Source organism: Alistipes sp. dk3624 (assembly GCF_009557455.1).
In the GTDB taxonomy this organism is placed as follows: Bacteria; Bacteroidota; Bacteroidia; order Bacteroidales; family Rikenellaceae; genus Alistipes_A; species Alistipes_A hominis.
Map to the genome: position 1 here is coordinate 569,146 of NZ_CP045651.1, position 25,864 is coordinate 595,009.

22 protein-coding genes and 1 riboswitch are annotated in these 25,864 nt (G+C 56.0%); of the genes, 9 read left to right on the forward strand and 13 right to left on the reverse strand.

Annotation, left to right across the window (positions count from 1 at the left end):
• Nucleotides 1-49 precede the first annotated feature (49 nt).
• Complete coding sequence (locus tag GFH31_RS02445) at nucleotides 50-916, forward strand: UbiA-like polyprenyltransferase (protein ID WP_055205101.1); 867 nt, start codon at nucleotides 50-52, stop codon at nucleotides 914-916.
• Between the two features lie 312 nt (nucleotides 917-1,228).
• On the opposite strand, the gene GFH31_RS02450 is transcribed toward GFH31_RS02445, so the two are convergent.
• The 3 genes from GFH31_RS02450 to recG form a co-directional block, all read right to left on the reverse strand.
• The gene (locus tag GFH31_RS02450; RefSeq protein WP_055205100.1) at nucleotides 1,229-2,233 is read right to left on the reverse strand and encodes a hypothetical protein; all 1,005 of its coding nucleotides are present in this window, start codon (nucleotides 2,231-2,233) and stop codon (nucleotides 1,229-1,231) included.
• A 41-nt stretch (nucleotides 2,234-2,274) separates the two neighbouring features.
• Nucleotides 2,275-3,096 carry a DUF3108 domain-containing protein gene (locus GFH31_RS02455; protein WP_070103329.1) on the reverse strand — a complete coding sequence of 274 codons (822 nt, stop codon included), beginning with the start codon at nucleotides 3,094-3,096 and terminating at the stop codon, nucleotides 2,275-2,277.
• Nucleotides 3,097-3,192: 96 nt separating this feature from the next.
• Complete coding sequence (gene recG, locus GFH31_RS02460; RefSeq protein ID WP_118657244.1) at nucleotides 3,193-5,304, reverse strand: ATP-dependent DNA helicase RecG; 2,112 nt, start codon at nucleotides 5,302-5,304, stop codon at nucleotides 3,193-3,195.
• 77 nt (nucleotides 5,305-5,381) lie between these two features.
• Here recG and ispG point away from each other — a divergent pair, with 77 nt between their 5' ends.
• The gene (ispG, locus tag GFH31_RS02465) at nucleotides 5,382-6,977 is read left to right on the forward strand and encodes a (E)-4-hydroxy-3-methylbut-2-enyl-diphosphate synthase (protein ID WP_153498279.1); all 1,596 of its coding nucleotides are present in this window, start codon (nucleotides 5,382-5,384) and stop codon (nucleotides 6,975-6,977) included.
• 7 nt (nucleotides 6,978-6,984) lie between these two features.
• Here the strand turns inward: ispG and GFH31_RS02470 are convergent, their stop codons facing one another.
• The 3 genes from GFH31_RS02470 to rbsK are packed head-to-tail and all read right to left on the reverse strand — an operon-like array spanning nucleotide 6,985 to nucleotide 9,684.
• Nucleotides 6,985-7,686 (reverse strand): hypothetical protein, encoded by a 702-nt coding sequence (locus tag GFH31_RS02470; RefSeq protein ID WP_153498278.1) that lies wholly within the window; start codon nucleotides 7,684-7,686, stop codon nucleotides 6,985-6,987.
• A gap of 43 nt (nucleotides 7,687-7,729) precedes the next feature.
• Complete coding sequence (locus tag GFH31_RS02475) at nucleotides 7,730-8,731, reverse strand: GRP family sugar transporter (RefSeq protein WP_118657246.1); 1,002 nt, start codon at nucleotides 8,729-8,731, stop codon at nucleotides 7,730-7,732.
• A 26-nt stretch (nucleotides 8,732-8,757) separates the two neighbouring features.
• A complete protein-coding gene (gene rbsK, locus GFH31_RS02480) occupies nucleotides 8,758-9,684 on the reverse strand; it encodes a ribokinase (protein WP_153498277.1) in 927 nt (308 codons plus the stop codon).
• Nucleotides 9,685-9,974: 290 nt separating this feature from the next.
• Here rbsK and GFH31_RS02485 point away from each other — a divergent pair, with 290 nt between their 5' ends.
• Nucleotides 9,975-11,147, forward strand: a complete 1,173-nt coding sequence (locus GFH31_RS02485) for an FN3 domain-containing metallophosphoesterase family protein (RefSeq protein ID WP_055205095.1) — start codon at nucleotides 9,975-9,977, stop codon at nucleotides 11,145-11,147.
• A gap of 97 nt (nucleotides 11,148-11,244) precedes the next feature.
• On the opposite strand, the gene GFH31_RS02490 is transcribed toward GFH31_RS02485, so the two are convergent.
• From GFH31_RS02490 to GFH31_RS02505, 4 genes are all read right to left on the reverse strand, one after another.
• Nucleotides 11,245-12,567: a hypothetical protein gene (locus GFH31_RS02490; protein WP_228385782.1), complete on the reverse strand. Its 1,323-nt coding sequence runs from the start codon at nucleotides 12,565-12,567 to the stop codon at nucleotides 11,245-11,247.
• An 80-nt stretch (nucleotides 12,568-12,647) separates the two neighbouring features.
• The gene (locus GFH31_RS02495) at nucleotides 12,648-13,520 is read right to left on the reverse strand and encodes a ComEC/Rec2 family competence protein (RefSeq protein WP_118458278.1); all 873 of its coding nucleotides are present in this window, start codon (nucleotides 13,518-13,520) and stop codon (nucleotides 12,648-12,650) included.
• Nucleotides 13,521-13,680: 160 nt separating this feature from the next.
• Nucleotides 13,681-15,492 (reverse strand): hypothetical protein, encoded by a 1,812-nt coding sequence (locus GFH31_RS02500; protein ID WP_147386996.1) that lies wholly within the window; start codon nucleotides 15,490-15,492, stop codon nucleotides 13,681-13,683.
• 639 nt (nucleotides 15,493-16,131) lie between these two features.
• A complete protein-coding gene (locus tag GFH31_RS02505) occupies nucleotides 16,132-16,842 on the reverse strand; it encodes a class I SAM-dependent methyltransferase (protein WP_118458282.1) in 711 nt (236 codons plus the stop codon).
• A 106-nt stretch (nucleotides 16,843-16,948) separates the two neighbouring features.
• Between GFH31_RS02505 and GFH31_RS02510 the strand changes: the two genes are divergently transcribed.
• Both GFH31_RS02510 and GFH31_RS02515 read left to right on the forward strand, forming a co-directional pair.
• Complete coding sequence (locus GFH31_RS02510) at nucleotides 16,949-17,845, forward strand: 1,4-dihydroxy-2-naphthoate polyprenyltransferase (protein WP_118458284.1); 897 nt, start codon at nucleotides 16,949-16,951, stop codon at nucleotides 17,843-17,845.
• An 82-nt stretch (nucleotides 17,846-17,927) separates the two neighbouring features.
• Entirely contained in the window at nucleotides 17,928-18,743 is an 816-nt protein-coding gene (locus GFH31_RS02515) for a hypothetical protein (protein WP_101573945.1), read from the forward strand.
• A gap of 97 nt (nucleotides 18,744-18,840) precedes the next feature.
• Here GFH31_RS02515 and GFH31_RS02520 read toward each other — a convergent pair whose 3' ends face one another.
• The 3 genes from GFH31_RS02520 to GFH31_RS02530 all read right to left on the reverse strand — a co-directional run bounded on the left by GFH31_RS02520 (nucleotide 18,841) and on the right by GFH31_RS02530 (nucleotide 20,747).
• The gene (locus tag GFH31_RS02520; RefSeq protein ID WP_101573943.1) at nucleotides 18,841-19,647 is read right to left on the reverse strand and encodes an alpha/beta hydrolase; all 807 of its coding nucleotides are present in this window, start codon (nucleotides 19,645-19,647) and stop codon (nucleotides 18,841-18,843) included.
• 83 nt (nucleotides 19,648-19,730) lie between these two features.
• Nucleotides 19,731-20,159 (reverse strand): DoxX family protein, encoded by a 429-nt coding sequence (locus tag GFH31_RS02525; RefSeq protein WP_101573941.1) that lies wholly within the window; start codon nucleotides 20,157-20,159, stop codon nucleotides 19,731-19,733.
• Between the two features lie 384 nt (nucleotides 20,160-20,543).
• Nucleotides 20,544-20,747, reverse strand: coding sequence for a hypothetical protein (locus GFH31_RS02530; RefSeq protein ID WP_118657251.1), 204 nt, complete (start codon nucleotides 20,745-20,747; stop codon nucleotides 20,544-20,546).
• 312 nt (nucleotides 20,748-21,059) lie between these two features.
• On the opposite strand from GFH31_RS02530, the gene GFH31_RS02535 reads away from it, so the two are divergent.
• From GFH31_RS02535 to GFH31_RS02550, 4 genes are all read left to right on the forward strand, one after another.
• Nucleotides 21,060-23,501 (forward strand): FAD-dependent oxidoreductase, encoded by a 2,442-nt coding sequence (locus tag GFH31_RS02535; RefSeq protein ID WP_153498276.1) that lies wholly within the window; start codon nucleotides 21,060-21,062, stop codon nucleotides 23,499-23,501.
• Nucleotides 23,502-23,515: 14 nt separating this feature from the next.
• On the forward strand, nucleotides 23,516-23,992 hold the full coding sequence (locus GFH31_RS02540; RefSeq protein ID WP_101573935.1) for a hypothetical protein: 477 nt from the start codon (nucleotides 23,516-23,518) through the stop codon (nucleotides 23,990-23,992).
• A gap of 239 nt (nucleotides 23,993-24,231) precedes the next feature.
• Complete coding sequence (locus tag GFH31_RS02545; protein ID WP_101574038.1) at nucleotides 24,232-24,600, forward strand: winged helix DNA-binding protein; 369 nt, start codon at nucleotides 24,232-24,234, stop codon at nucleotides 24,598-24,600.
• A gap of 647 nt (nucleotides 24,601-25,247) precedes the next feature.
• Nucleotides 25,248-25,453, forward strand: a riboswitch (cobalamin riboswitch).
• Between the two features lie 225 nt (nucleotides 25,454-25,678).
• Nucleotides 25,679-25,858: a hypothetical protein gene (locus tag GFH31_RS02550; RefSeq protein WP_145996580.1), complete on the forward strand. Its 180-nt coding sequence runs from the start codon at nucleotides 25,679-25,681 to the stop codon at nucleotides 25,856-25,858.
• Nucleotides 25,859-25,864: the final 6 nt, after the last annotated feature.

Below are 25,864 nucleotides of genomic sequence, written 5' to 3' on the forward strand. Positions count from 1 at the left end.
AAGCTACGCAAAGTTAGTTATTTTTGCGAATCCTGAAAAAAACACCCTTATGATTCGTCCGCAAACCGTTTCCCGATACGCCTCGATGGTCAAGTTCAGCCATACGATTTTCGCCATGCCGTTCGCGCTGGTCGGCTACGCCTATGCGCTGCAAACGACCGATGCGGAATTTTCGCTGCTGCTGCTCGTAAAGGTACTGCTGGCAATGGTGTTCGCCCGCAACACGGCGATGGGATTCAACCGGTATGCCGACCGGCGGATCGACGCGCTGAACCCGCGCACCCGCAACCGGGAGATCCCGGCGGGCGTGATCACCCCGCGCCGGGCGCTGATCTTCGTGATCGTCAACGCGGCGCTGTTCCTGGCCGTCGCGCTGTGGATCAACCGGCTGGCTTTTTTCCTCTCGCCGGCAGCACTGCTGGTGCTGATCGGATACAGTTTTACAAAACGTTTTACGGCCTGGTGTCACATCGTGCTGGGCGTCGCGCTCGGAATCGCTCCGGTGGGCGCTTACATCGCGGTAACGGGCGAAATAGCCGTCTTCCCCGTCCTGCTGACCGGACTGGTCATCACCTGGTGCGGCGGGTTCGACGTGATCTACGCCCTGCAGGACGTCGAGTTCGACCGCAGTCATTCGCTGCACTCGATCCCGGCGCGTTTCGGCGTACGGGGAGGCATCCTGATCAGCATTCTGCTGCACCTGATCAGCGTTTACGCGGTCGTCGTCGCCGGACTGTATTACGGGGGCGGCACGCTGTACTGGATCGGCGCGGGACTGTTCGTCGGATTGCTGATCTTCCAACACCTGCTGGTGTCTCCGAAGAACCTCTCCCGGATCGGTCTGGCATTCGGAACGACGAACGGCATTGCCAGCGTCTGCTACGCCGCTTTCACGATCGCCGACCTGTGTTTCTAAAACGCTTCTGCCGGAAACATACGCCGGCCGACGGCAAATAAACGAGCCGGCCGGACAAAACCTGTCCGTTCCGAGAACTCCCGAACGAAAGGATCGTCCGCGCCTTTCCCGTAGAATCGTCGCATTCCGATCTTCCCCGGCAAGTCTATGGGCAGAGACATCTGCAAAGGAGAAAAAACCGATGCAACGCATATCCCGCCTCCGCGGCCCGACCTTTGTTTCCCGAGTATCCCCCCCCGAACGAACCTACAAAAAACGAGGCGGAAAGCCGTATCGACTTCCCGCCCGTTTCTATATGGTTATTCTTCTTTTCTATCGCAGCGAAATCTCGCTGGAACCGATCATATGCCCGTCGGTATAGATCTTGACCTGGTATTTTCCGCTGGTAATCCCCGGCCCGTTATAGAAGAGACTTACATTCAGATCATTGTTCTGGTAATCTACCGAACGCATCGCCGAATAGGTGATCGAACTGCCTTCGAAATCGAACAGCGCGTTGCTACCGTTCACCAGCGGATAGCCGTCGGGGCCGATGATCTGCGTATAAACGTTCCGCTCGCCCGGCGTGGAGAGTTCGTTGCCTACCAGCACCAGATCGACCCGGAGCCGTTCCGCGCGGTTCGCACGCGACACTTCGCGGTCGGACTTACTGAGCGCCACGAGGCGTATGTCGCGCGCCCGGATTACGGAACCCTGCCGCACCTTCGTCGACAACTCCTGCGATTTCTCCTCGGCCGACTCGGCGCGCAGGCGGTAATCCAGGATTTTCTTTCGGATCGAGCTGTTTTCGCTGACCAACTTTTTATTGATCGTATTGAGCGAGTCGATCTGACGGATGTACCCGGTCATCACCTCGCGCATATAGGTCATTTTTTTCTCGTATTCGCGGATTTTCGCATAGCTCAGACGGCGCTCCTTCTGCAGGGTCTGCAACAGCGAATCGGCTTTCTGCCGTTCGCCCTCGTAATGAACCGAAAGCGTATCGTTCAGCGTTTTCAACGTGTCATAATCGTTCAGCAGCGAAGTGAGCTGACTGGTCAGCGTATCCCGTTCGATGGCGAAATCCTCTTGCATCTGCTTGACCTGCATAAAGTAGATCGCCGACAGCGCCACCAGGATCACCGCCATGATGATAATCATGATCTTCAATCCTTTGACCGACTTGTTCGGGCCGCCGCCGTCGTATCCAGGATCGTAATTGTTGTTGTAATCGTAATTCGGGCCTCCGTAGTTCTGGTTGCCATAGTTTTGGTTACCGTAGTTCTGATTCCCGTAACCCTGGTTATTGTACGGCTGCTGTTGATTGTAATCTTCCATAACGTCAAAAGATATCTTTCAGTTGCAAATATAATAACTTTTTAATTTATTTTGCTATCCAGCGGGTATTTAAGATTTTCGTACTTCAGCAGCCGCGCCCGGATCGAACCGACGCGGATCGGCGACTCGACGTAAACCGGAATCCGGTTGCGGTCGTCGGTGATCCACAGCGTGAACTCGTTGCCGTCCTCGAACGACTCGCCGGTCGAAGTGGCCATCTGGCAGCGGAACTTCAGCGTCCGGAATTTCCCGGTACCGCGGACATTCTTGTTCTCGCGTCCGAGCAACTTGTAACGGATCACGCGGATCGTATCCTCCAACACAAGGTTCATCGTCCCGGCTCCGCCGGCCTTCTCCAACTCGCTCAGATCCGACCCGCGCAGATTGAAAAAAAGCGCCAGCGCATCGTAACTGCCGTCGATGAGCTTCAGTTGTTTGTGGTTGCTGTTCTCGTTCTTATGGTTCCGGAAGGTATTGTTCACCACGTATTGATCCCAGTCGTAAACAAAACTGCTGGAATAGCGGTACTTGCCTTCGCGGATCTCGGTCTGCAACTCCAGCGGACGCAGCGTTACGGAATCCAGAATACTGACATACTGATCGTTCAAATCGAAAAACCAACGGTAAAACGGATAGGTCTTGCCGAGCGCATCGACCTGAAAAGCCTGCTGCCCCTTGTAATCCTTCGAAGACGTGGCGATAATCACTTCGGCCACGTCGGTCATCACGAACGACACTTTGTAACTCACCGCATATTCCAACCGTTCGCCGTCGCCGAACGCCCTGCCGTCGAACGCATCCTGCGCCCGAAGCTGAACGGCCATCGCTACGGCCGACACAAACAGATAAAAAAATCGTCTCATAACATTTTCCCCACGGTTCAATTCTCCGTAACCGGATCCGCAATCACCCGACTGCGCGTACTCCGTCCTAAAAATAACGGATAATCGCGCCGAAAGTTATGAAATCATGCTGAAATCCGTCTCTTTTTTCGAAACATATTTTGCCGCCAATTCGCATAACAGCTTGTTTTGCGGCTTCGCAAGCTCAGGATCGTCGGCCAGCACCCGTTCGGCCGCATCGCGCGCCAACGTCAGGATCTGCCCGTCCTTCCCCAGCGACGCTATCTTCAAATCAAAGGCCAAACCGCTTTGCAGCGTCCCGGAAAGATCGCCGGGACCGCGCAATTGCAAGTCCATCTCGGCCAATTCGAAACCGTCCGTCGTCCGCACCATCGCCGCGAGCCGCTTGCGCGAATCGGACGATAGTTTGTCGCCGCTCATCAGAATGCAGTACGACTGTTCGCCGCCGCGTCCGACACGCCCGCGCAACTGGTGCAACTGCGACAGTCCGAACCGCTCGGCGCTCTCGATCACCATGATCGACGCATTGGGCACGTCGACGCCGACCTCGATCACCGACGTGGCGATCATGATGTGCGCGACGCCCTGCTTGAACAGGTTCATGCCGTAGTCCTTGTCGGCCGGCTTCATCTTGCCGTGCACGACCACCGTCACGTACTCCGGCGGCGGGAACGCCTGCGTAATACCGGCATAACCGTCCTCAAGGTCTTTATAATCCATTTTTTCGGATTCCTTGATCAGCGGATAGACGATGTAGACCTGACGGCCTTTTTTAATCTCGTTGCGGATGAAACCGAACACCTGCAACCGGTGCGCATCGCGGTAGTGCAGTGTCCGGATCGGCTTGCGGCCCGGCGGCAGTTCGTCGATCACCGACACGTCCAGGTCGCCGTACAATGTCATCGCCAGCGTACGCGGGATCGGCGTGGCGGTCATTACCAGCACGTGCGGCGGCCGGCGGTTTTTGTTCCACAGCCGCGCCCGCTGCTCGACGCCGAAACGGTGTTGCTCGTCGATCACCACGAACCCGAGGTTTTTGAACTGCACCGTATCCTCGATCAGCGCATGGGTCCCGACCAGAATATGCACGTCGCCGGAAAGCAGGTCTTCGGCCAACGCCGTCCGCTCGCTTTTCCGGGTCGATCCGGTCAGCAACTCCACCCGCACGCCGAGTCCGTCGAGCATCCGCAACAGCGTGGCATGATGCTGCGTCGCGAGAATCTCGGTCGGCGCCATCAGGCAGGCCTGAAAACCGTTGTCGCATGCCAGAAGCATACTCATCAGCGCGACGAGCGTTTTGCCGCTGCCCACGTCGCCCTGCAGCAACCGGTTCATCTGGTGGCCGGTGACGGTATCCTGCCGGATTTCGCGGATTACCCGCTTCTGCGCTCCGGTCAGCGGGAACGGCAGTTTTTCGTTGTAAAAACCGTTAAAAAAGCGACCGACCGCCGGAAACAGAAACCCGTCGTTACGGGCTTTCCGACCGCGTTGCTCACGGAGTATATTCAGTTGGATGCCGAACAGTTCTTCGAACTTCAGCCGGTATTCGGCCGCCCGCAACGCCTGCTGCGAAGTCGGAAAATGGATGTTGTACAGCGCGTCGCGCAACGGCACCAACCCGTAACGGCTCATCACGTCCCCGGGCAGCGTCTCGCGCAGATGTCCCTCGACCTGCGGCCACAGATTGCACATCAGCGTATAGATCGCCTTCGTGCCCAGTTGCCCGTTGTTCAGCTTTTCGGTCGTACTGTACACTCCCTGCACTTCGGCATGGAAACGGTTCGCCTGTTCGAGCACGGATTCCACCTCGGGATGCACGAGGTTCAGCGCGCCGTTGAAAAAAGCGGGCCGTCCGAAAATAATGTATTCGCGCCCCGCTTCGAGCCGTTTTTCGATCCAGTTGATCCCTTTGAACCACACCAGTTCGGCCGTACCGCTACCGTCGGCAACGACGGCGATAAAACGCTTCTTCGGCCCGGAACCTACATGCTGGAAACCGGTGATGCGTGCCCGGAGTTGGATATAAGTCAGCGAATCGTCGGCGATCTCGCCGATGCGCCAGATGCGGCTGCGGTCGATGTAACGGAACGGAAAGTAGTAGAGCAGGTCGCCGAGCGTGCGGATACCGAGCTCCTTTTGCAGCAGCAGGGCGCGCCGCTCCCCCACTCCGGTGAGAAACTTGACGTCGTTGTCGAGAATATAACCCATCTTCCGTCGCGAATTTGGATCAAAGATACCGAATCTGCGGCAGAGTTTCGTAACTTTGCGAAAAATTTAAACGCTACATGGAGAAATTTTGCGATTCGCTGACCCGGTACAGCCGGCGGGAAACCGTTGCCGTTCAGATAGGAAACACCGCTATCGGAGGCGACAACCCGATCCGTATCCAGTCGATGACCAATACCGACACGAACGACACCGCCGCTTCGGTCGCGCAGACCGAACGGATCGCCGCCGCCGGCGGCGAAATCGTACGCCTGACGGCGCAGGGCCGCCGCGAGGCCGAAAACCTCGGCGCCATCCGCGCCGAACTCGACCGGCGCGGATGCCGTGTTCCGCTGGTGGCCGACATCCATTTTCTGCCGTCGGCGGCGCTCGTCGCGGCGGAGCATGTCGAGAAAATACGGATCAACCCCGGCAACTTCAACGACAAGGGCGGTCAGTTCGACGAACTGCTGGCCATCTGCAAAAGACGGGGAGCCGCGCTGCGTATCGGCGTCAACCACGGTTCGCTGGCCCCGGCCGTCATGGAGCGCTACGGCGATACGCCCGAGGGAATGGTCGCCTCGGCGATGGAATTCTTACGCCGCTGCCGCGCGGCGGCGTTCGACCGGGTGGTGCTATCGGTCAAATCGAGCAACGTCCGCGTGATGGTGCAGGCCTACCGGATGTTGGCGGCGGCCATGCGCGCCGAGGAGATGCGCTATCCGCTGCACCTGGGCGTCACCGAAGCGGGCAACGACCGCGAAGGACGGATCAAGTCGGCTGCGGGCATCGGCGCGCTGCTGGCCGACGGGCTCGGCGACACGATCCGCGTTTCGCTGACCGAAGCCCCCGAACGCGAGATTCCGGTGGCGCGGATGCTGGCGGACTATTTCGCCGGCCGCGAAAACCATGCGCCGATCCCTGCCGTAGACGAATCCCTGTATTCGCCTTACAGCTACCGCAAACGCCCGTCCGAAAAAATCGGCGGTATCGGCGGCGACGCACAGGTTGCGATCTGGAGCGAAATCCCGGCCGCCGTCCGCGAAACGCTGTTCGAAGCCGATATCCGGACGGTCGACCGGATTCCCCGGGGACGCATCGTGCTGCTGAAAACAAACAACCTCAACGGCATCGCCGAGCAGCGGGCCGCGCTGCTGACGATGGCCGGACGCGGGCTGACCAACCCGGTCATTATCCAACGCACGTACGACGAAAGCGATCCGGAAGTTTTACAAATCAAAGCGGCGGCCGATCTCGGCCCGCTGTTCCTGGACGGATTCGGCGACGCCATTCGGATCGAGAACCTCAATCCGGCCATCCCGCAGAGCGAAATCGACGCACTGAGCCTCGACATCTTGCAAACGGCGCGGGTACGCATTTCGAAACCCGAATACATCGCCTGCCCGAGCTGCGGACGGACATTATACAACATCGAAAAAACGCTGGCCGCGATCAAAGCGCGCACCGGACACCTGGTCGGCGTGAAGATCGGCGTGATGGGGTGCATCGTCAACGGACCCGGCGAAATGGCCGACGCCGACTACGGTTACGTAGGCTCCGGCCCCGGACGGATCACGCTGTACAAAGGCCGCGAAGTGGTACGCCGCAACATCCCCGAAGAGCAGGCCATCGACGCGCTGCTCGAACTGATCGAGAAGTCGCAAATGGAACGTTGATTCCCCCTTACTTTTTTTGCGGCTCGAAGACTTTGAACAAAGCGCGGTCCTTGCGCAGGGCCGCCTGTTTTACTTTATCAGCAAAAGATTTCATATTATCGGGAAACTGCTTACAGTCGAGCAATTCGACACACCGGTCGAACCTGCCGATTTCGCGGCACAATTCGGCTTTGAAAAGACGGTCTTTGTCCCGCGTCGAATCAAGTTCGTCGATAAATTTCGACGCATAAAGAACAAATACATTGCGTAACCGATCGTACGAAGCCTTATCTCCGCTGCGGAGAAAATCGTTATAAGTATGCCAGATACCCCAGTAAGCTATTTTTTTGTCCCCGATCAACGGAAACGCTCTTACCCACTGACTAAAATTAAGCGCTTTCGTATACTCTTTTTCGACCTTGTCGGCCTGCTGCCGTGAAAGCTCGCAATGATTGTCTTTCGGATAGAAAAATTCTCCGCACGCCGGACACTGCACAAACGACGGCACCGACGGCAGCATCGGCGCATCGAGCTTCCCATCCGACCATAGCGTCGAATTAAACGTATTGCCCGAACTCCAACTAATTTCGCACCAAATACGACCGCACTTCGGACATTTGACGAATCTATCGGCGTCGTAAATGGTAGCATACGCGTCGCTACACACCATCAACGACAAAAGCAACTCGATAAATCCCAGGCAAAATAACTTTTTCGCAATCGTTCTCATCGGAATCTATTCTTAGGCTAGTGTTTCGATGCCAGCTTTCCGCTCAAGCCCCCGCGTAGATCAGGAACCCGAGTCCGACGATAAACAGAACGAACATCCAGGCATTCAGTCGGTCGGACGCTTTCGGAGCGCCTTTGAACTCTTTCCAGACCAGGATACCCCACATGGCGGAGACCAGCGTGGCTCCCTGCCCCAGTCCGTAGGAAATCGCAGCCCCGGCCTGTTCCGAAGCGATCATGCTGAACGACTGACCGACGCACCAGATCACACCGCCCAAGATACCGACCAGGTGCGTCTTCGCACTGCCCCGGAAATAGCCGCCGATCGAGATCGGCTCGCCCTCAACCGGACGTTTCATCGCAATCGTATTGAAGATAAAGTTGCTGGCGAACACTCCCACGGCAAAGACGAATACGGCCGTATAAGGCGTCAGCTTCCCGGGAGCCGGATCGGCAAAATTCGTAAGATCCATCGACGCCGCGACGAAACGGTAAAAGAAAGCCATGATTACGCCCGCTGCAATCGAAATCCCGATCCCCTTGGCGGGAACCTTCTTCGAGCCGGTCAGCATTTTCCGGTAGGCCAGTCCGTTCAGTACGATGGCTACGACGATCAGCGCCACCCCGATGAAAATGAACAACGGCGCGCCCTTCGCGGCCCCGAAATAGTTGACCAGCACGCCGAGCACCAAAGCCAGCCCGATCCCGACCGGGAACGCCACCGACAGTCCGCAGATCGCGATAGCCGCCGCCAGCAGAATATTCGCCGCATTGAACACCACGCCGCCGAGCAGCGCGCTGCCGATATTGCTCCAGTCGGCCTGCGCCAGATCGGGCAGGAAACTGCGCCCTTCGGAGCCGACGCTACCGAGCGTAAAAGCCGACAGGATCGAAAACAGCAGCAACCCGATCACATAGTCCCAGTAAAAATATTCGTAACGCCAGGCTTTGGCGGCCAGTTTCTGCGTATTTCCCCACGATCCCCAGCAGATCATCGTGACGACGCAGAAAATCACGGCCAACGTGTAATTGTTTACGATATACATAATTTCGTTTTTAAAAGTTCGACATCCTACGGAACGAAACGATCGACTTCGCTGCGATACGGAATCGACGACTGCGCCCCCATGCGAGTCACCGAAATCGCCGATGCGCGGCTTGCGAAACGCACGGCTTCCTCAAGGCTTTTGCCTTCGGACAGCGCGACGACCAGCGCCCCGTTGAATACGTCCCCGGCTGCCGTCGTATCGACCGCCCGCACTTTCTGCGCCGGAACCGCTTCGTCGAACCGGTCGTTGCAGATATACGCTCCGCGCGAACCGAGCGTGATAATCACGTTCTGCACGCCCATCGCCCGGATACTGCGGGCCGCTTCGGCTTCGGTCTCGGCATTGTGGATCCGGATACCCGTAATGATCTCGGCCTCGGTTTCATTCGGCGTAATCAGGTAAAGACTTTTGAGCAATTGCGGCGACAGCGCGGCGCCGGGAGCCGGATTGAGCACCGTCCGCTTGCCGCGCTTGGCGGCTTCGGCGGCTACGTATTCGATCGTCGTCATCGGCGTTTCGAGCTGCATCAGCACGATATCGCAATCATCCAACGCCGTTTCGGCCTTGGCCACGTCCAGCGGCAGCAAATTCGCATTGGCCCCGGAAGCCACGACGATCGTATTTTCGGCGCGGCTGTCGACAGAAATCAACGCCACCCCCGACGGATTATGATCGTCGATGAACACGAAACGGGTATCGATGCCCTCCTGAGCCAACTGCTGGCGGGTGGTGATGCCGAACATGTCGTTGCCGGTCTTGCAAACGAAAATCACGTCGGCCCCGAGCCGAGCCGCCGCAACGGCCTGGTTGGCCCCTTTGCCGCCGGGATTCATCAAAAAAGTTCCGCCGAGTACGGTTTCCCCCGGCCGCGGCAGGCGTTCGGTTCTGACCACCATATCGGTATTGGTACTGCCGACCACCAGAATTTTTCCTTTTCTTAACCCATTCATCGCGACACTATTTTAGATTGATTTGATAAAGTTAAACTCTATTTTCCGAAAAAGCAACCCGGACGCCGAATATTTAAACTCCCAAAAAACGGACCGATTGCAAAAAGCGACCGCCGGGACAGCTTTTCCGCACCGTCCGTAGCATCCGCTTCCGGACGCCGCCGAGAGCGGAATTCCGGAATTTTGCCGCGGGAATTGGATTTTTCCGGCCATTTTTGCTAATTTTACCGATCCGTGCAAAAGGCCTGCCGCCTTTGCCCGGACAAATCCAACCTGAACAACAACCCGTCATGAAAAAATTTTGCATTTTACTTACCGCGCTTTTCCTCGGCCTGTCGGCCGGAGCGCAAACTCCGTTTCAGATCACCTTCGGCCCCTATCTACAGAACGTGACGGCCGACGGAGCCACCGTAATCTGGGGAACCTCCGCCGACGCGCTGTCGTGGGTCGAAGCCGCACCCGACGGCGAAGACCACTTCTACGCCGAAGAACGCCCGCAGTATTACCAGACCAAGCTCGGCAAACGGACGGTGGGACGACTGCATACGGTGCGGATCACCGGACTGAAGCCCGCCTCGTTTTACCGCTACCGAGTATGCTCGCGCGAAGTGACCGAACTGCAACCGTACAAAGTCAGCTACGGACAGACGATCTGCTCGGACGTCTACCGCAAAAAACCGTACCGCTTCAAAACGCGGGACGCCGCGCAGCAGAGCGTATCGTTCACCGTGGTCAACGACATCCATGAAAACAGCGACATGCTGGCGACGCTGCTGTCGGACGTCAAAAAAGAGCAGCGCGACTTCGTCTTTTTCAACGGCGACATGGTCAACAACATGAGCAGCGAACAACAACTGATCGACGGCTTTCTGCGCCGTTCGACCGAACTGTTCGCCGCCGAAATCCCGTTCCTGTTCGCACGCGGCAACCACGAAACGCGCGGCCTGTTCTCGGATCATTACCTCGACTACTTCCCCACCCCGACCGGCGAACCGTATTACGCATTCCGCCAGGGGCCCGTATTTTTCGTCGTGATGGACGGCGGAGAAGACAAGCCCGACAGCGACATCGAATATTACGGGCTGTCCGACTTCGACCGCTACCGCGCCGATCAGGTGGCCTGGCTGAAGGAAACCGTCGCGAGCGAAGCGTTCCGCACGGCCCCGTTCAAGGTGGCGATCATACACGTTCCGCCGGTCAACAGCACGTGGCACGGGCCGCTCGACGTCAAGAAGCATTTCCTGCCGGTGCTCAACGACGCCGGGATCGACCTGATGCTGTGCGGCCACCTGCATTCGTACCACTACCTGCCGGCCGGCCAAACCGAATGCGATTTCCCGGTGCTGATCAACTCGAACGACCGGGCGGTCGAAGTCGAAGCGACGGCCGACGCACTGAACCTGAAGGTCAAAGATACTAAAAAACAGGTTGTTCAGGAACTGACGCTGAAAGCCAAACAATAGCCGGCCAGCCGAAAAGACATGGAGCCGTCACTCGAAAAAAGAAGCCGTATTCTGTCGAAGAATACGGCTTCTGCCGTATATGCGGACAAGGAACCCGCTACCACATGTAGATCACGGCGTCGCCCGGATCGACCGTCATCTCGGTAATGTCGTCCGCCGGCACGATCGAACCGTTCTTCAGTACCTGCCGTACCCGGCTCTCCGCTTCGAAACGAAGCCCCATGGCAGTATTCGGATCGCGGTTAACGATCACCAGGAACGTATACCCCTGATTTTCCAACTGTGAAACGACCGCTCCGCTTCCCTCGGTTTCCAGTCGCCTGACCGGTTCGGGCAGGTCGGTCAGCCGAACGGTTCCTTTCGGAACGGACGTCCCCGTATGGCGTACGGAAACAACCCTGGCTCCGAGGAAAACGCCGCTCAATCGCTGAATTTCACTCGTCACGGTTTTCACCAGATCGTACGTCGCCGTACGGGCTCCGTCTTCGGCGATCGGCGCCATCCGATAATTCCAGTCGCCCGACACCGTCGGCGTCCAATAAGTAAAGTATTGCAGCACCTGCGCCCCGTAAGCCAGATCGCTGTACAACTGCAACCGCAGATCGGACAAAGTCGGAACGGGATACACCACGTGAGGGCATGTCAGCGCGAAAGCCCAAAACTTCTTATTCGCCTTCCGGGCCTCGTCGGCAACGATTTCGAGATCCTCGTACCAGGTGTCTTTGATCAGACGCACCGAAGAACCCGGATTAGTCACCAACGGATATTCGTCGAACGACAGAAAAGCGGCGGGCACCTCGTTCAAGTAGCGCTGCACGTACTCCCGGTAGGTAGCGACGCCCAAGGCCTGCAAATGCTCCGCAGGCCCGGCCGGGAACAGGTTCGCATAGCAGTAGTGATCCGGGTCGACGGCCTGGATCGCGTTCATCATCCGGGCAATGGTCGGAAACTCGCTGCACAGCGGCTCGTCCTTGCAGAAATAGGCTTCGAGGGCCGGATACCTCATCAGTTTTTTCACGGCCGCTTCGCGCCGGGTATCCGAATACAGCGCATCGCACTCGACGATCAGCTTCACGCCGGCCTGCCCGGCGTATTCGAGCGCCTTGCAAGCCGTCTCGGTATCCGAAAAACGGGTGTAATTCACGGTGATGCCCAGTTCGGCGGCTTCCCGGAAACGGGCTACGCTAACCTGGCTCGCCCGCACTCCGTGCCAGGCGACGATCGGAATCCGGCCCGGCGAAGGCAGCTTTTCGGGAAAAGGATCCGGATCGGGCCGGCCGGTCGTATCCGGAGGCGTTACGGCGGTGGTATCCGGAGGAGCGGGCCGCTGCCCGCCGCCGCCCTTCGAAGACGTTTCGTCCTTGCCGCACGAGAAAACGAGGACGGCCGCAGCCGCGCACAAGTAAAACAATTTTTTCATGCCAATCAGTAGTTTATTCGGTTAAAACGGGGCTATCCGCCGGGCAAAGCGGCCAAACGGCGCGCGCGCCGCAGATTCCCCTACTCGATCTTCACGATCCCCTGCCAACTGATATAATGTTCCGTAATGCCGATCTCGTCCATCCAGCGGCGGGTCTCGATCGTTTTCATGTAGGCCGTATCGAAACCTTCGCCCACATCGTTGTTCCATACCCACAGCGGCGTAGGCCACAGGCAGGCGCGGAACCGGATCGATTTGTAGAAATGCTCGTCGCATCCCTGCTGGCCGTGATGCGCCATTTGCAGGTAATCGCAATCCAACAGGGGTTTATAAGTACCTTCGAGCAGCATTTTGCCGCTCTCGACGCCGGTATCGCCCAGAAAGACCATCGACTTTTTCCGGTCCCACACCCTCAGCACGATACTCGCATTGTTGTAGGCATTCGTCAGGATGGACGGATGGGCGACGCCGAGCACTTTCAGGTTCATGCCGTCGATCTTCATCTCGAGTCCCGGCTCGGTCAGGTTTACGACCGGAAGGCCGGAATCCCGGAGCGCTTCGTAGTAAGCGTCCGCAAGCTTTTTGCGGTTCATGTCCGTGCGGAGCTGCTCGTCGGTCATCGGCGACTGATAAACCGTGTCGATAATCATTTGTCGAGGATCTTTCAGGATTTCGGTCAGCGCCCCCATGTGATCCACATGCGGATGGGTGACGATCCATTTGTCGACGCGGTTGCCCAGGGCGGCCACGAATCCCCGCAAAAAAGGCGCGTCCGCAGCGGTTCCCCCGTCCAGCACGACCACCCGTCCCCGGTCGGTCACGAACACGTAGGAATTCATCTGGGAAGGCCCCTGGGCGCAAAGCTGCCATACGGCGAAACCGGGCTTTTTAGCCGCTGTGAAAGAGACGGACATCAGGCCGCACAGCAGGCATACGATCAATTTGTTCTTCATATCGAAATCGTGTAACGAATTTTTTCCGTCCGTTCCCCGTGCATTCCGGCCTTCGGCCGGCTTCAGGAATCCGCAACGGATATTTCAAAAAAAATCGGAAAAAAGAATGTCCGTTCTCACGGACATTCTTTTCAGTTTTAAAGCGTTTCGATCTCCGCGGTTAAGGATGGAGCGAACCCGGATACAAATCGCATATCTCGTGGTTCTCGCCGTTCTTGTTGTGCGTGTGCATCAGGGTCTGCGGTTGCCCGTTTTCGCCCCAATAGGTCCAACATTCAACGATTACGCCGGCGTTCAACGCATCGATGGCCGGGTTATCCGTTACCCAGGTAAGTTCGGCGCCCACCGTATCGACATTGGCCTGCGAAACGCATCTCCACCAATAATATTCCACTTTCAGCGTACGTTCCACGGAAGTATCTTCGGTAAATTCGAAATTAACCGCCGCGCGACCCGGTTTTTTCCACAAATACATGTATCCGTCGGCATTAGCCATCATGTTGCGGATATCGAGGTATTCGAGCGGGTTGTCCATGATCGTCAGTTCGCAAAGCTTCACAACGTTGCTGACGTCGAGCCTCTTGATTTTGTTTCCGTTCAGATGCAGATACCGCAATTCGTTGGCTGGAGCGACTCCCACGGCGCCGAAATTCACGGTTTCGAGCGTTCCCGTATTCCGGGCTTCCAGTCTTTCGCAGTTGGGGAACAACGTCATGTCGAGCGACTGCAACTTGGAATTGTCCAGCGAGAAGAATTTGATGTTCGCAGCATCCGGGAATCCTTCCAAACCTTCCACCGAAGTCACCGCTTTATCGATAAGGTTCAGCGTCTTATAAGTAGATTCGTATTTCACTTCGTCCGGGAATACGACTTCGGCCGCATCGGGTTTGTAAGCGTTGCCCTTTTCGTCGAACAGGTACTTATTGTCCGGAACGAGACTCTGCAAATATTCGCGGAATGCGGCATCGGGAACCATAAAGCGTCCTACCGCGGAACGGAAACATCCCAGTTCCTGCGTCTGCGTACCGCGCTTGAGCGTCATCACCCAGCCTTTGGCATCGACAGCCAAGTCGGCGGGGAACGCGAACACCAGTTTGGCGTCGGTAATCTCGCCGGATACGGTCTCTACGGCGTCGCCGCCGGACCGGGGCTGGAGAACGATTTTATCTTTGCCCAGGAAACCGCGGCCGGTAACCGTCACGTTCCCTCCTACCATCGATTCCACGAAAGAAGGAATCGACAGGGAAGCGAGTTCGATCGGGGTGTTCAGATCGGGATCGTCCGCCGGATCGACCGGTTTGAGCGTACCGAACTCTTTGCTCTGCGTACCGCGTTTGAGCGTCAGCGTCCAGCCTTGTTCGTCGATGGCCAAGTCGTCGGGGAACGTGAACACCAGTTTGGCGTCGGTAACTTCGGAATTGGTAACCTCCACGGCATCGCCGCCCGAAACGGGTTTAAGTTCCACCCTGTCTTTACCGAGGAAACCTTTGCCGTCGATCGTAACGCTGGCGCCTTTCATCGATTCGGTAAAATCGGGAATCACCACGTCCGACAGTTCGATCGGCGTCGTCAGTTCGGGGTCTTCCGGATCTTCGGGCATCATCGTGCCGATTTCCTTGCTCTGCGTACCGCGCTTGAGCGTCAGCGTCCAACCTTCTTCGCTGGTGGCCAGATCGCTCGGGAACTTGAACACCAGCTTGGAAGCCGTAATTTCCGCCGGAGCGATCTCGACGGCCGTACCGCTGGGACGGGGCGTAAGGGCGATTTTGTCCTTACCGAGAAAACCTTTGCCCTGGATCGTGACATTGGCTCCCTTCATCGATTCCTGGAAAGTCGGGATCACGACGCCGGACAACTCGATCGGAGTCGTCAGATCAGGGTCCTCCCCGCCGTCGTTCTTCTCGTCGCTACACGAAGTAGCGGCGAACCCCATCGTGGCGATTGACGCCAACAACAATAAATACTTTTTCATACGCATAAAGTTTTAAAGCGGCATTTCTGCCAAAAGTAATTAATGGTTAATAGATTATGTTTGTTACTCCATTCGGTATCGTCTCGTATTCAATCCGTTGCTTTTTTCGCGGCCCGGTCCGCCATTACTGCTACTTAAACGGTTAAGCTGCGCTACCTAAAAAAGATTTTTCTCCCGTTCGAATTTCAAAAAAAACAACCGTTAAAAAACAAATGCCATCCACGTTTTTCATAATTTATTAAAAATATACAAAAACCGCACTTTACCGTTACAGAGAGCGCCTCTTACTTTTACTCGGTTCATTACTTTCGCAAACCGGAACAAATCGCCGCCGTTACGACGCTTTTTCGTTCGCTCTATCCTCTTTTACGAACTTCTGTTTTCAAAATTAGATTTAATTTTCTAAATAAACAACAAATTCCCGTTACATTTTCATTACTTTTTTCGCATTTTCCGTAAAAAACAAAACCGAAACGGGATTTACAGCCCGTTTTTCACCGCCTGGAATACACGACCCGCCTTTTTTCGTTTTCCGCAAAAAGACAAAAACGGGATTAAAACGAGAGAATCGGCATCCTCTTTTCCTCCGGAGTTCTTCGAAATCTCCCGGACGAAAAAACGGACAGGAGCAATCGTCGGTTACCGCACCCCGCCGTAAGCCGCAAAACATACGTTCTTATGCAGGATCTCCACCTCGCGGAAACCGACTTCGCGCATCAGGTCGAGTTGGTAGTTCAACGGCCGGGGAGAATCCTCCAGCTCCACGTAAGCCAGCACCCTGTCGCGGTACTCCGTTCCGCCCAGAGCGGTCAGGTAATCGCCGTAACGCTCCCGAAAATAGGCGGAAAGTACCTCCGTTTGCTGCGCGACCAGGTCGGAAATCATCAGGCAGCCGCCCGGACGCAGGCTCCGGTACAACCGGGCGAACACGGTCTGCCACTCCTCGTCCCCGCGCAAATGATGCAGCGCGGCTCCCGACAGCACGATATCGTACCGGCATTCGCCCAGATCGGCCTCGCGGACGTCCCGCTGTACCGCCGTGACCCGGCCGGCCGAACAGGCCGAAACGCGTTCGACGGCCCGGTCGAGCATCGGGCGGCTCAGGTCGAGCAGCGTGCAATGAAGCCCCGGCCGTTTCGAAAGCATTTTGAGCGTATAGTTTCCCGCCCCGCAGCCCACGTCCAGCAGATCCGTCGCCAAAGGCGTCAGACGCGCCGCGGCTTCGGTAATCAGTTCCAGCGACAACGCCGCATCGACAGTCGAAACCTGTCCGCTCTGCAAATTCGAAAAACGCTCGACATCGTGATCGAAGCGTTCCCGAATCTCTTCCACACTCGATTTTTCCCGCATATCTTATAAATTGAATTCCATATCCGGAAAACCCGGACATTCATAGCAAAGATAACGTTAATTATCACAAAATTAATCCTACATTTGCATAAATATACCACACCCTATGAAACAAACCGTCCGCCCCCACTCGATGCGCGCCTGGATACTTGCGGCGCGCCCGAAAACGCTCCCCGCGGCAGCCGTTCCCGTACTGCTGGGATGCGCGCTGGCGCTGGCGGAAGGCGGATTCCGGTGGATTCCCGCTCTGCTCTGCCTGCTGTTCGCGCTGCTGATGCAGATTGACGCAAACCTGATCAACGACCTGTTCGACTACCGCAAAGGAAGCGACCGCAAAGACCGCCTCGGGCCCGAACGAGCCTGCGCGCAGGGCTGGATTTCGCCGCATGCCATGAAACGGGGAATCGCCCTGATTACCGCGACCGCCTGCGCGACGGGCCTTTGCCTACTTTTTTACGGAGGAACCGAGTTGATCGTCGTCGGAGCGGTCTGCGTCGTATTCGCATTCCTGTACACCGCCGGGCCGTACCCGCTGGCCTACCACGGCTGGGGCGACGGGCTGGTGATCGTCTTTTTCGGTTTCGTTCCGGTCGGAGTCACCTACTATGTGCTGTGTCACGGATGGACGACCGAAGTAACGGTCGTCTCGCTGGCCTGCGGACTGGTGATCGATACGCTGCTGATGGTAAACAACTACCGGGATCGCGAGCAGGATGCGCAGAGCGGCAAACGGACGTTGGTCGTGCGTTTCGGCCCGAAAGCGGGCAGCCTGGCGTACCTGACGCTGGGAATAGTCGCCTCAGGACTCTGTCTGACGCTGCTCTCCGGCGGGTATTTCGCGGCGGGGCTACTCCCGCTGGCCTACCTGCCGTTTCACCTGGCAGCCTGGCGACGGATGGTACGAATCCGCGAAGGCCGGGAACTGAATCTCATCCTGGGAAAAACGTCCCGTAATATCTTGATTTTCGGAATACTGCTAACCGCGGGGCTGATCCTGCGGTAATGCGGCGAACGAGCGGCTCCGGCGGAACGATCCGCCGGGCATGGGATTTGAACCGTTACCGTAACCACCAAAATCCTTTATCATGAAAAAAATTCTGCTTTTCGTCTTCCTGCTTGCCGGAACCGCCCTGGCGGCCCAGAAATCCCAACCGATCCGAGTGCTCTTCATCGGAAACAGTTATACCTTTTACCATAACCTTCCCGATCTGGTGTCGCAAATCGGCGAAAGCGTCGGCTTTCCGATCGACGCGACGGCCTGCACCAAGGGCAGCCAACGCTTTACCGGCCACCTGCAAAACGGGAAACTGCTTCGGATGCTCGCCGCCGGAGGATGGGACTACGTCGTCCTACAGGAGCAGAGCGAAGCCCCGGCCCTGCCGACCGAACTGGTCGCCGAGGGAACGTACCGGCCCGCCCGGACGCTGGACAGCCTCGTTCATGCCGGAAGTCCGCAGGCGCGGGTAATCTATTACATGACCTGGGGACGCAAAGAAGGCAGTAAGACTTACGGGAACCACTATCCGCCGGTAGCGACCTACGAAGGTATGCAGCAGCGGTTGGCGACCAGTTACCTGGAGATGGCTTACCGCAGCGGCGGCTGGTGCGCGCCGGTAGGACTGGCCTGGATGCGGGTACGGAGCGAGAAACCCGAATACGAACTGTATATGCCGGACGGAAGCCATCCGTCGGAAGCGGGCACGCTGCTCGCGGCGAACGTAATTTTCAGCGTTATCTACGGCAAACCGTATACTTCGGATATCCGGGCGGGCGTTCCGCAGCAGCAGGCGGAATACCTGCGACAAGTGGCGCAGCAGACCGTATTCGACAACCTGCGGCTGATCAACGTCGAACCGGTCGCCCCCGGCCCGCTGCCCGAAATCGCCCTGCCCCGCAAATAAACGGGCCCCGGGAGAATCCGGCAAAATACGAAGACGCATTTCCGGCCGCATTCCGCGCAACGGTCTTCTTATGGCGGACGCCCGTCGCAAAATAGCGCTACCTCAACCCGTCGAGCCATTTCTCCAGTTCGGCGAGCCATTGCCGCTTATAGCGGAACGTATCGCTGAACCCGAAACCGTGTCCCCCCTCGGGATAGATATGCAGCGAAGCGGGAACCCGGTTATCCATCAGGGCCCGGTAATACAGCAGGCTGTTTTCGGGCGTAACGGCCTGGTCGTCTCCGGCCAGCGCGATAAAGGCGGCCGGCGTCTCCGGGGAAACATACCGGTCGAGCGAACATGCGGCGATCTCATCCCCGGAAGGGTGCGGCCCCATCAACCGCTCGCGCGAGGGAAGATGCGTCAGCCCGTCCCGCATACTGATAACCGGATAAAGCAAGATTTGAAAATCCGGTCGCATTCCCGTCTCCGGGAACAGGGCCGCCGACGCCGCGACATAGCCTCCGATGGAGGCCCCCATCACCCCCAGAGACCGGATGCGCAACTCTCCGGAGCGCTCTTCCAACAGGCGTACCGCCCGGCGGATATCCTCGCCGGGAATCTCGCGGCGGCCGTTCGGCAACCTGTATTTCAATACGGCCAGCGTAATGCCCCGCTCGTTGAACCACGATGCGAAAGCGCGGCCCTCGTGCTCCACGGCCACGCCCCGAAATCCTCCGCCCGGACACAGGATAACGGCTTGCCCGCACGGCTGCGAGGCCGGATAAACGTATAACACGGGGACGGAAACATTGCCGATCAGTCCCGGCCCGAGCGTCTGCTCCGCTCCAGAAAGGCCGTTGGACGAAGGCACGCCTTCGGGCCACAAAAGCACCTCCCGGCAAATCGATCCGAATTCTTCCATCAGTTCATCTTTTATCTATCTGAAACGCGACACGCGCAGCGAGCGAAGCCCGTTCCCCGCGCGCCTGCCGCCGGTTCGTCGGCTCAGCGGCCGCGCTCTTTCACCGCAAAATACCGATCGACGGCGAACTTGCCCGGCCCCGCGATGTACATCAGCACGAAAACGACCAGGTACACCAACGCCAACTCGCGAACGGCAAAGGCATCCTGGCTATGAATCACGAAAAAGGCCATCGCCATCGTAAAAATCATCGGGATCATCGCGAGGCGGTACAAAAAGCCGATCAAAAAACCGAACGAACAAACCAGCTCGCCGAATATGGCCAGCATCAGCGAGAAACGGCTGCCGACGCCCAACGGATCGGGAAAGACATCGGCCATCTGCGCGAATCCGGCCCACTTCTGCAACCCGTGCGACATCAGCAATACGCCGAAAATAACCCTCGCCGCCAACAATAACAGCGACGTCTTCGCGCCTTCCGGTCTAACGGGAAATAAAAAACGATATAACATAACATTCAATTTAAATTCATACCAACTACAAGCTTATCAAATACTTTGCCACGAAACGCGCCGTCCTGCCGAATCGAAGAACCGATCCCTTTCGACGCCCGGCGCGTTTCACGCGCAACCGCAGAACCCGGCCCCGCACGATACGATTCTCCGGCTTTCGCCGACGAACGGCTACAACCGTAAATTTAATAAAAATAATTCGGTAGAAACCGATTGACTTTTTGATCGCTCAGAATAACGGACAAAGCGCCTAGATCTTTTTCGGTGAAACGCCGTAATATTTTGGGATTCTATACTGCCGGATTTGTGCGAATAAAGTGCGGAACGCAACGAATCAGGGATATTCCCTTGACGGAAAATATCTTTAATATCGACACCGTCCGCTTACCAAATTCGTCCGACCCGGTAAAACGACGAAGGCAGATGCCTTTTATCATCTGCCTTCCGACGTTTGCGGTCGTAGACCTTTTTCGATTTGTGTATCCGACTGAAACAGATCGGACGGTTGTGATTCTCGATCTCGGCCTCGCGGCTTCCTCTGCGACTGGCTTTGACGTAATCGCGTTCGGTAATTCTTTTTGTTTTCACTTCATGTCAATTTACGGCTGAGCCGCAAAGATAGCATATTTTAAGTCGTTCCGGCCCTATTGACCGTTTCAAAAAGACCTATTTCCCGCCCCTCATCGGTTGTCACGTCATTATTTTTAAACGCATACCCGCCCCACAAAAGACATAATATACTAATTATAAAATCATTAAAAGAACAACGATACAAATCCGGAAATTATTTTCCACAGGAATCTTGTTTTATCGGAAAACAATTCGCACCTTTGCGCCATTACTTTCCTACGGAAGTATCTTCCATTAGATCGCATTGTAAATAATTTTCAAACAGGCTATATGAAACATATCATTATCGGAGGCGTCGCGGGAGGTGCAACCGCGGCGGCCAGGATTCGCCGGGCAGACGAGGAGGCCGAGATCGTCCTACTCGAAAAAGGCAAATACATCTCGTACGCCAACTGCGGTCTGCCGTATTATATCGGCGGCGCGATCGCCGAACGGGAAAAACTCTTTTTACAGACCCCGGCTTCGTTCGGCGGACGATTCAATATCGACGTGCGGATCGAAAACGAGGCGGTAGGCATCGATACCGCGGCAAAGAGCGTCGACGTGCGCCGTGCGGATGGATCGACCTATACGGAAAGCTACGACAAGCTGCTCCTGTCGCCGGGCGCTTCGCCTGTGCGTCCGCCGCTGAAGGGCATCGACAGCGAAGGAATTTTCACCCTGAGAAACGTCGACGATACGGACCGTATCAAAAACTATATAACTACACGAACGGTCGCCAGCGCTGTCGTCGTGGGCGCGGGATTTATCGGATTGGAAATGGCCGAGAACTTGCATCGCGCGGGAGCGGGAGTGTCGATCGTAGAGATGGGCAATCAGGTGATGGCGCCGGTCGATTTCTCCATCGCCTCGCATGTGCACCAACACTTGTTACAAAAAGGGGTGCACCTTTATTTGGAGCAGAGCGTCGAACGCTTCGAAAAACGGGACGACAAAATCGAGGTCTTTTTCACAAGCGGGAAGAGTATCGCGACCGACCTGGTTATCCTTTCGATCGGCGTCCGTCCCGAAACGGCACTGGCCAAAGCAGCCGGACTCAGGATCGGCGAGACGGGAGGCATCTGGGTGGACGACTATCTTCAGACTTCGGCGGCGGATGTTTATGCTGTGGGAGACGCCATCGAATTTCCGCATCCGCTGACAGGCAAACCCTGGCTAAATTACCTGGCCAATCCCGCCAACCGCCAGGGACGCATCGTGGCGGACAACATGGTCTTCGGCAATACGACCCGATATGAAGGGGCGATAGGAACTTCTATCGCCAAGGTGTTCGATATGACGGTGGCTTCGACCGGACTTGCGGCCAAGCGGCTCAAACAGTTCGGCATTCCGTATGCCAGTTCGACCACCCATTCGGCCTCGCATGCGGGGTACTATCCCGATGCGTTGCCGCTGACCCTCAAGCTGACCTTCGACCCCGCGAGCGGCAAACTCTACGGCGGTCAGTGCGTGGGCTACGACGGAGCGGACAAGCGTATCGACCAGATTGCCCTGCTGATCAAGCAGGGAGGCACGGTTTACGATCTGATAAAAGTCGAGCACGCTTACGCCCCTCCTTTTTCATCGGCAAAAGACCCGATCGCCATAGCCGGCTATGTGGCCGGCAACATCATCAGCGGGGCGATGCCTGTGGCGACCTGGCGGCAAATGGCGGAAGCGGATCGCTGCGACACGCTGTTTCTGGATGTGCGTACCCGCGAGGAACACGCCTTCGGAGCGATCCCCGGTTCGGTGAACATTCCGCTGGACGAGCTTCGCGGCCGGATCGGCGAACTGCCGCGCGACAAAGAGATTTACATCTATTGCGCCGTTGGTCTACGGGGATACCTGGCCTTGAAAATTCTGACGGGACACGGGTTTACCCGTGTCAAAAACTTGTCGGGCGGATACAAAACCTATGCGACGGCGACCGCGCCGATCGAAAATAAAACGGCGACGATCAGAACGAATGGCAAAACGGATACGCAGCATACCGGGGAGCGGATAAAAACCTTGAAAATCGACGCCTGCGGATTGCAGTGCCCCGGCCCGGTCATGAAGATCAAACAGGCGATCGACTCGATCGGCGAAGGCGAACGAATCGAAATGGTCGCCACCGACGCCGGATTCTCGCGCGACGCGCAGGCATGGTGCAACACGACCGGAAACATCCTGATATCCAATTCGGAAGAAAAGGGCAAATATACGGTCGTCATTGAAAAAGGTTCGCCCCAAGCGTGCAGGACGGCCACCTCGTGCGACGGCAAAGCCAAAACGCTCATCATGTTCAGCGACGACCTGGACAAAGCCCTGGCCACATTCGTGCTGGCCAACGGCGCGGCGGCTACCGGACAGAAGGTGTCGATATTCTTTACGTTCTGGGGATTGAACGTGATCAAGAAAGTCGCCAAGCCGAAGGTAAAAAAGGATATTTTCGGACGCATGTTCGGCATGATGCTACCGTCAAGTTCACTGAAATTACACCTTTCCAAAATGAGTATGCTGGGAATCGGCGACCGGATGATGCGCCACATCATGAAACGAAAGGGTATCGACTCGCTCGAATCGTTACGGCAACAGGCCATAGACAGCGGCGTGGAATTTATCGCCTGCCAGATGTCGATGGACGTCATGGGTGTCAAACGCGAAGAGCTGTTGGACGAAGCGACCGTAGGCGGCGTTGCGACCTACATGGAGCGTGCCGAAGGAGCGAATGTAAACCTGTTCGTCTAAAACCGACATATGCTATGAAAAAAGGAATTTTAGTCGTTCTCGCGGCGGCAACCTCCGTCCTCGGTCTCCGGGCGCAAGAGCGAGCGGGACACGGAGAGCACGCCCACCCGCGAAACGAAGCAGGACTGAGCCTCGGCGCGGCATACGGCATCGAGCATAAAGAGTGGGCTCCGGCGATCCACGCGCACTATTTCAGGACGCTCGCCCCGCACAGTCGCTGGGCCCTGGGCGCCGGAATAGAATTCATTCCCGGCGAGGAGCGTCATTGGGAGATCGGCGCAGGAGCGAGATTTCAGGTACTGAACGATCTTCAACTGTCGCTGATGCCGGGCATATCGATCGTCGACAAAGCGAAGTTTTCCCTGCACACCGAGGCCGTTTACGAAGCGATCCATCTGGGGGGCTTTCATTTCGGCCCGGTCGTAGGTTACGCATGGACGCGGGATCACTCCCATGTGTCGGCCGGCATACATGCCGCTTTTGCATTCTAAACGGAAAGGATCATGAACAGGTTTGGGATCATCCGGCTCAGCATTGCCACGATTCCCCCGGCGGAAATCTCTATCGAGGACTTGTAGGCTGCGAGCCTGATCGCCTCGTCGCCCGGAATGCGTCGACGGGCGCTGTTGTTCGGACTGTTCCAAAAAGAGAAAAGACAATGAATAACTTTTTGAAAACCGAATGCGGTAAATAACTAAAATACTGCAACATGCACCGAAACATCAAAGACATGGATAGACTCTGTAAAATACGCGACATTCAGCGCGCGGTCAACCAATTCGAGCAAGGATTTGAAAAAACATACGGAATTTGTTTGAACGAAGGAATGGCGCTGTGTTCGTTGCTCAAAGCCGGCAGCCTCTCTTCGGGAGAAATCGGCGAGCTGTTGGGACTGACTTCGTCGAATAACTCGAAAGTGATCGGCTCGATCGAGAAAAAAGGACTGGTCGAGCGCGTGATAGGCACAAAAGACAAGCGTCAGATGTATTTTTCGTTAACCCCGAAGGGAAAGGAATTGATTTCGTCCCTCAAATGCGAACAGATTGAAATCGCCCCGCCGCTTCTGGAGTTACTGGAACGGAGCGGAACAGCCGAGTAGAGTTGTTAACATATGAAGTTACACTGGTATTGAATGCCTGTACGGCCCCCTCAGATTGCAGGACTTTCACATTTTCGACCGTCCAGCGGGCGCGGCGATTCAGTTCGTTCAGTGCTACGGGACGACAAATTTCCTTATCTACCATAAGAAACTGCGATTTCAGATCGAGATCCTGTATAGGCATGACTTCCAGTAAATCGTAAAAATAGTCTTGCACATCGAATGAATGCGCGATATCGGGATGCTTATCTGCAATTTTACCCTTCGGTCGAATAAAGCCCGCAATCGTTCCAAACGGCTGTGCGAGTACTTAGATCCTTTGTCTCAGACTACATAATTCCAGAACATAACGTCGCAACAACTCCTGAAACAAACGACTATCCCTGTTCACTGCATAGAGTCCGATCCCGACCGAACGGGACAGATCCCGTAGTAGCGGCTCTTGAATCATCGTAACCATTCGCCGAAAAATCACGGCATCGGTAGCCCTCAAAATACTATTCATGTCGCTTTCGACCTGCTCGTTACGTAGCAGGTAAGACAGACACCAGCCGATACCGGCAAGTCCTCGTTTGAATAAAATGTCTTTCTTCCACATATCTGGCAATATGTTCCATTGTATTTTAAAGCGATAAAACAAATATTTTTTTAACTTTGCGTCGCAAGGTTTTCCGGAAGTTATTCTGTTGCCGGAAATAATAAGGGAATGCCGTGAGAATCGGCGACAATACCCGTTGCTGTGAGTTTCAGCCCTGATTGGGCAACTTCGCGCACTCTTTGCCACTGGTTTTAAACTGGGAAGGCGCAGCGGAGGAAACGAGTCAGAAGACCTGCCTTGCGACAACGAAGATTTACCCCTGCGGGAACACGGGCGGTAGGTAATTGACTTTCTCAAACATTCAGTGCGTTTGTTCTGTTCGGTCAATTGCAGAGGTAAATTGTATAAACGAATAACTTTGCACACAAACAACTGAAAATAAACACCTTGCAACAAAAGAAAAATCATGATTTCCCTTTTGGGATATCGGATATAGAACGTGCGGCAATTCCTCGGCAGGGTTCCAATCGGCTAAAGATTATGGCCTCTATACCGGTGAACAACTCACAGCCGTGGTACACCCGCGATATGTCGTTGTCCAAGAATTTTCAGTGGAACCGGGTAGGCATACGGATTACGGCTGAAGTCAACAATATTTTCAACCAACAATACGAGATCGCCCAAGTGCTACCTGATGCACGGGACGAATTTAAAAATTAAAATAAA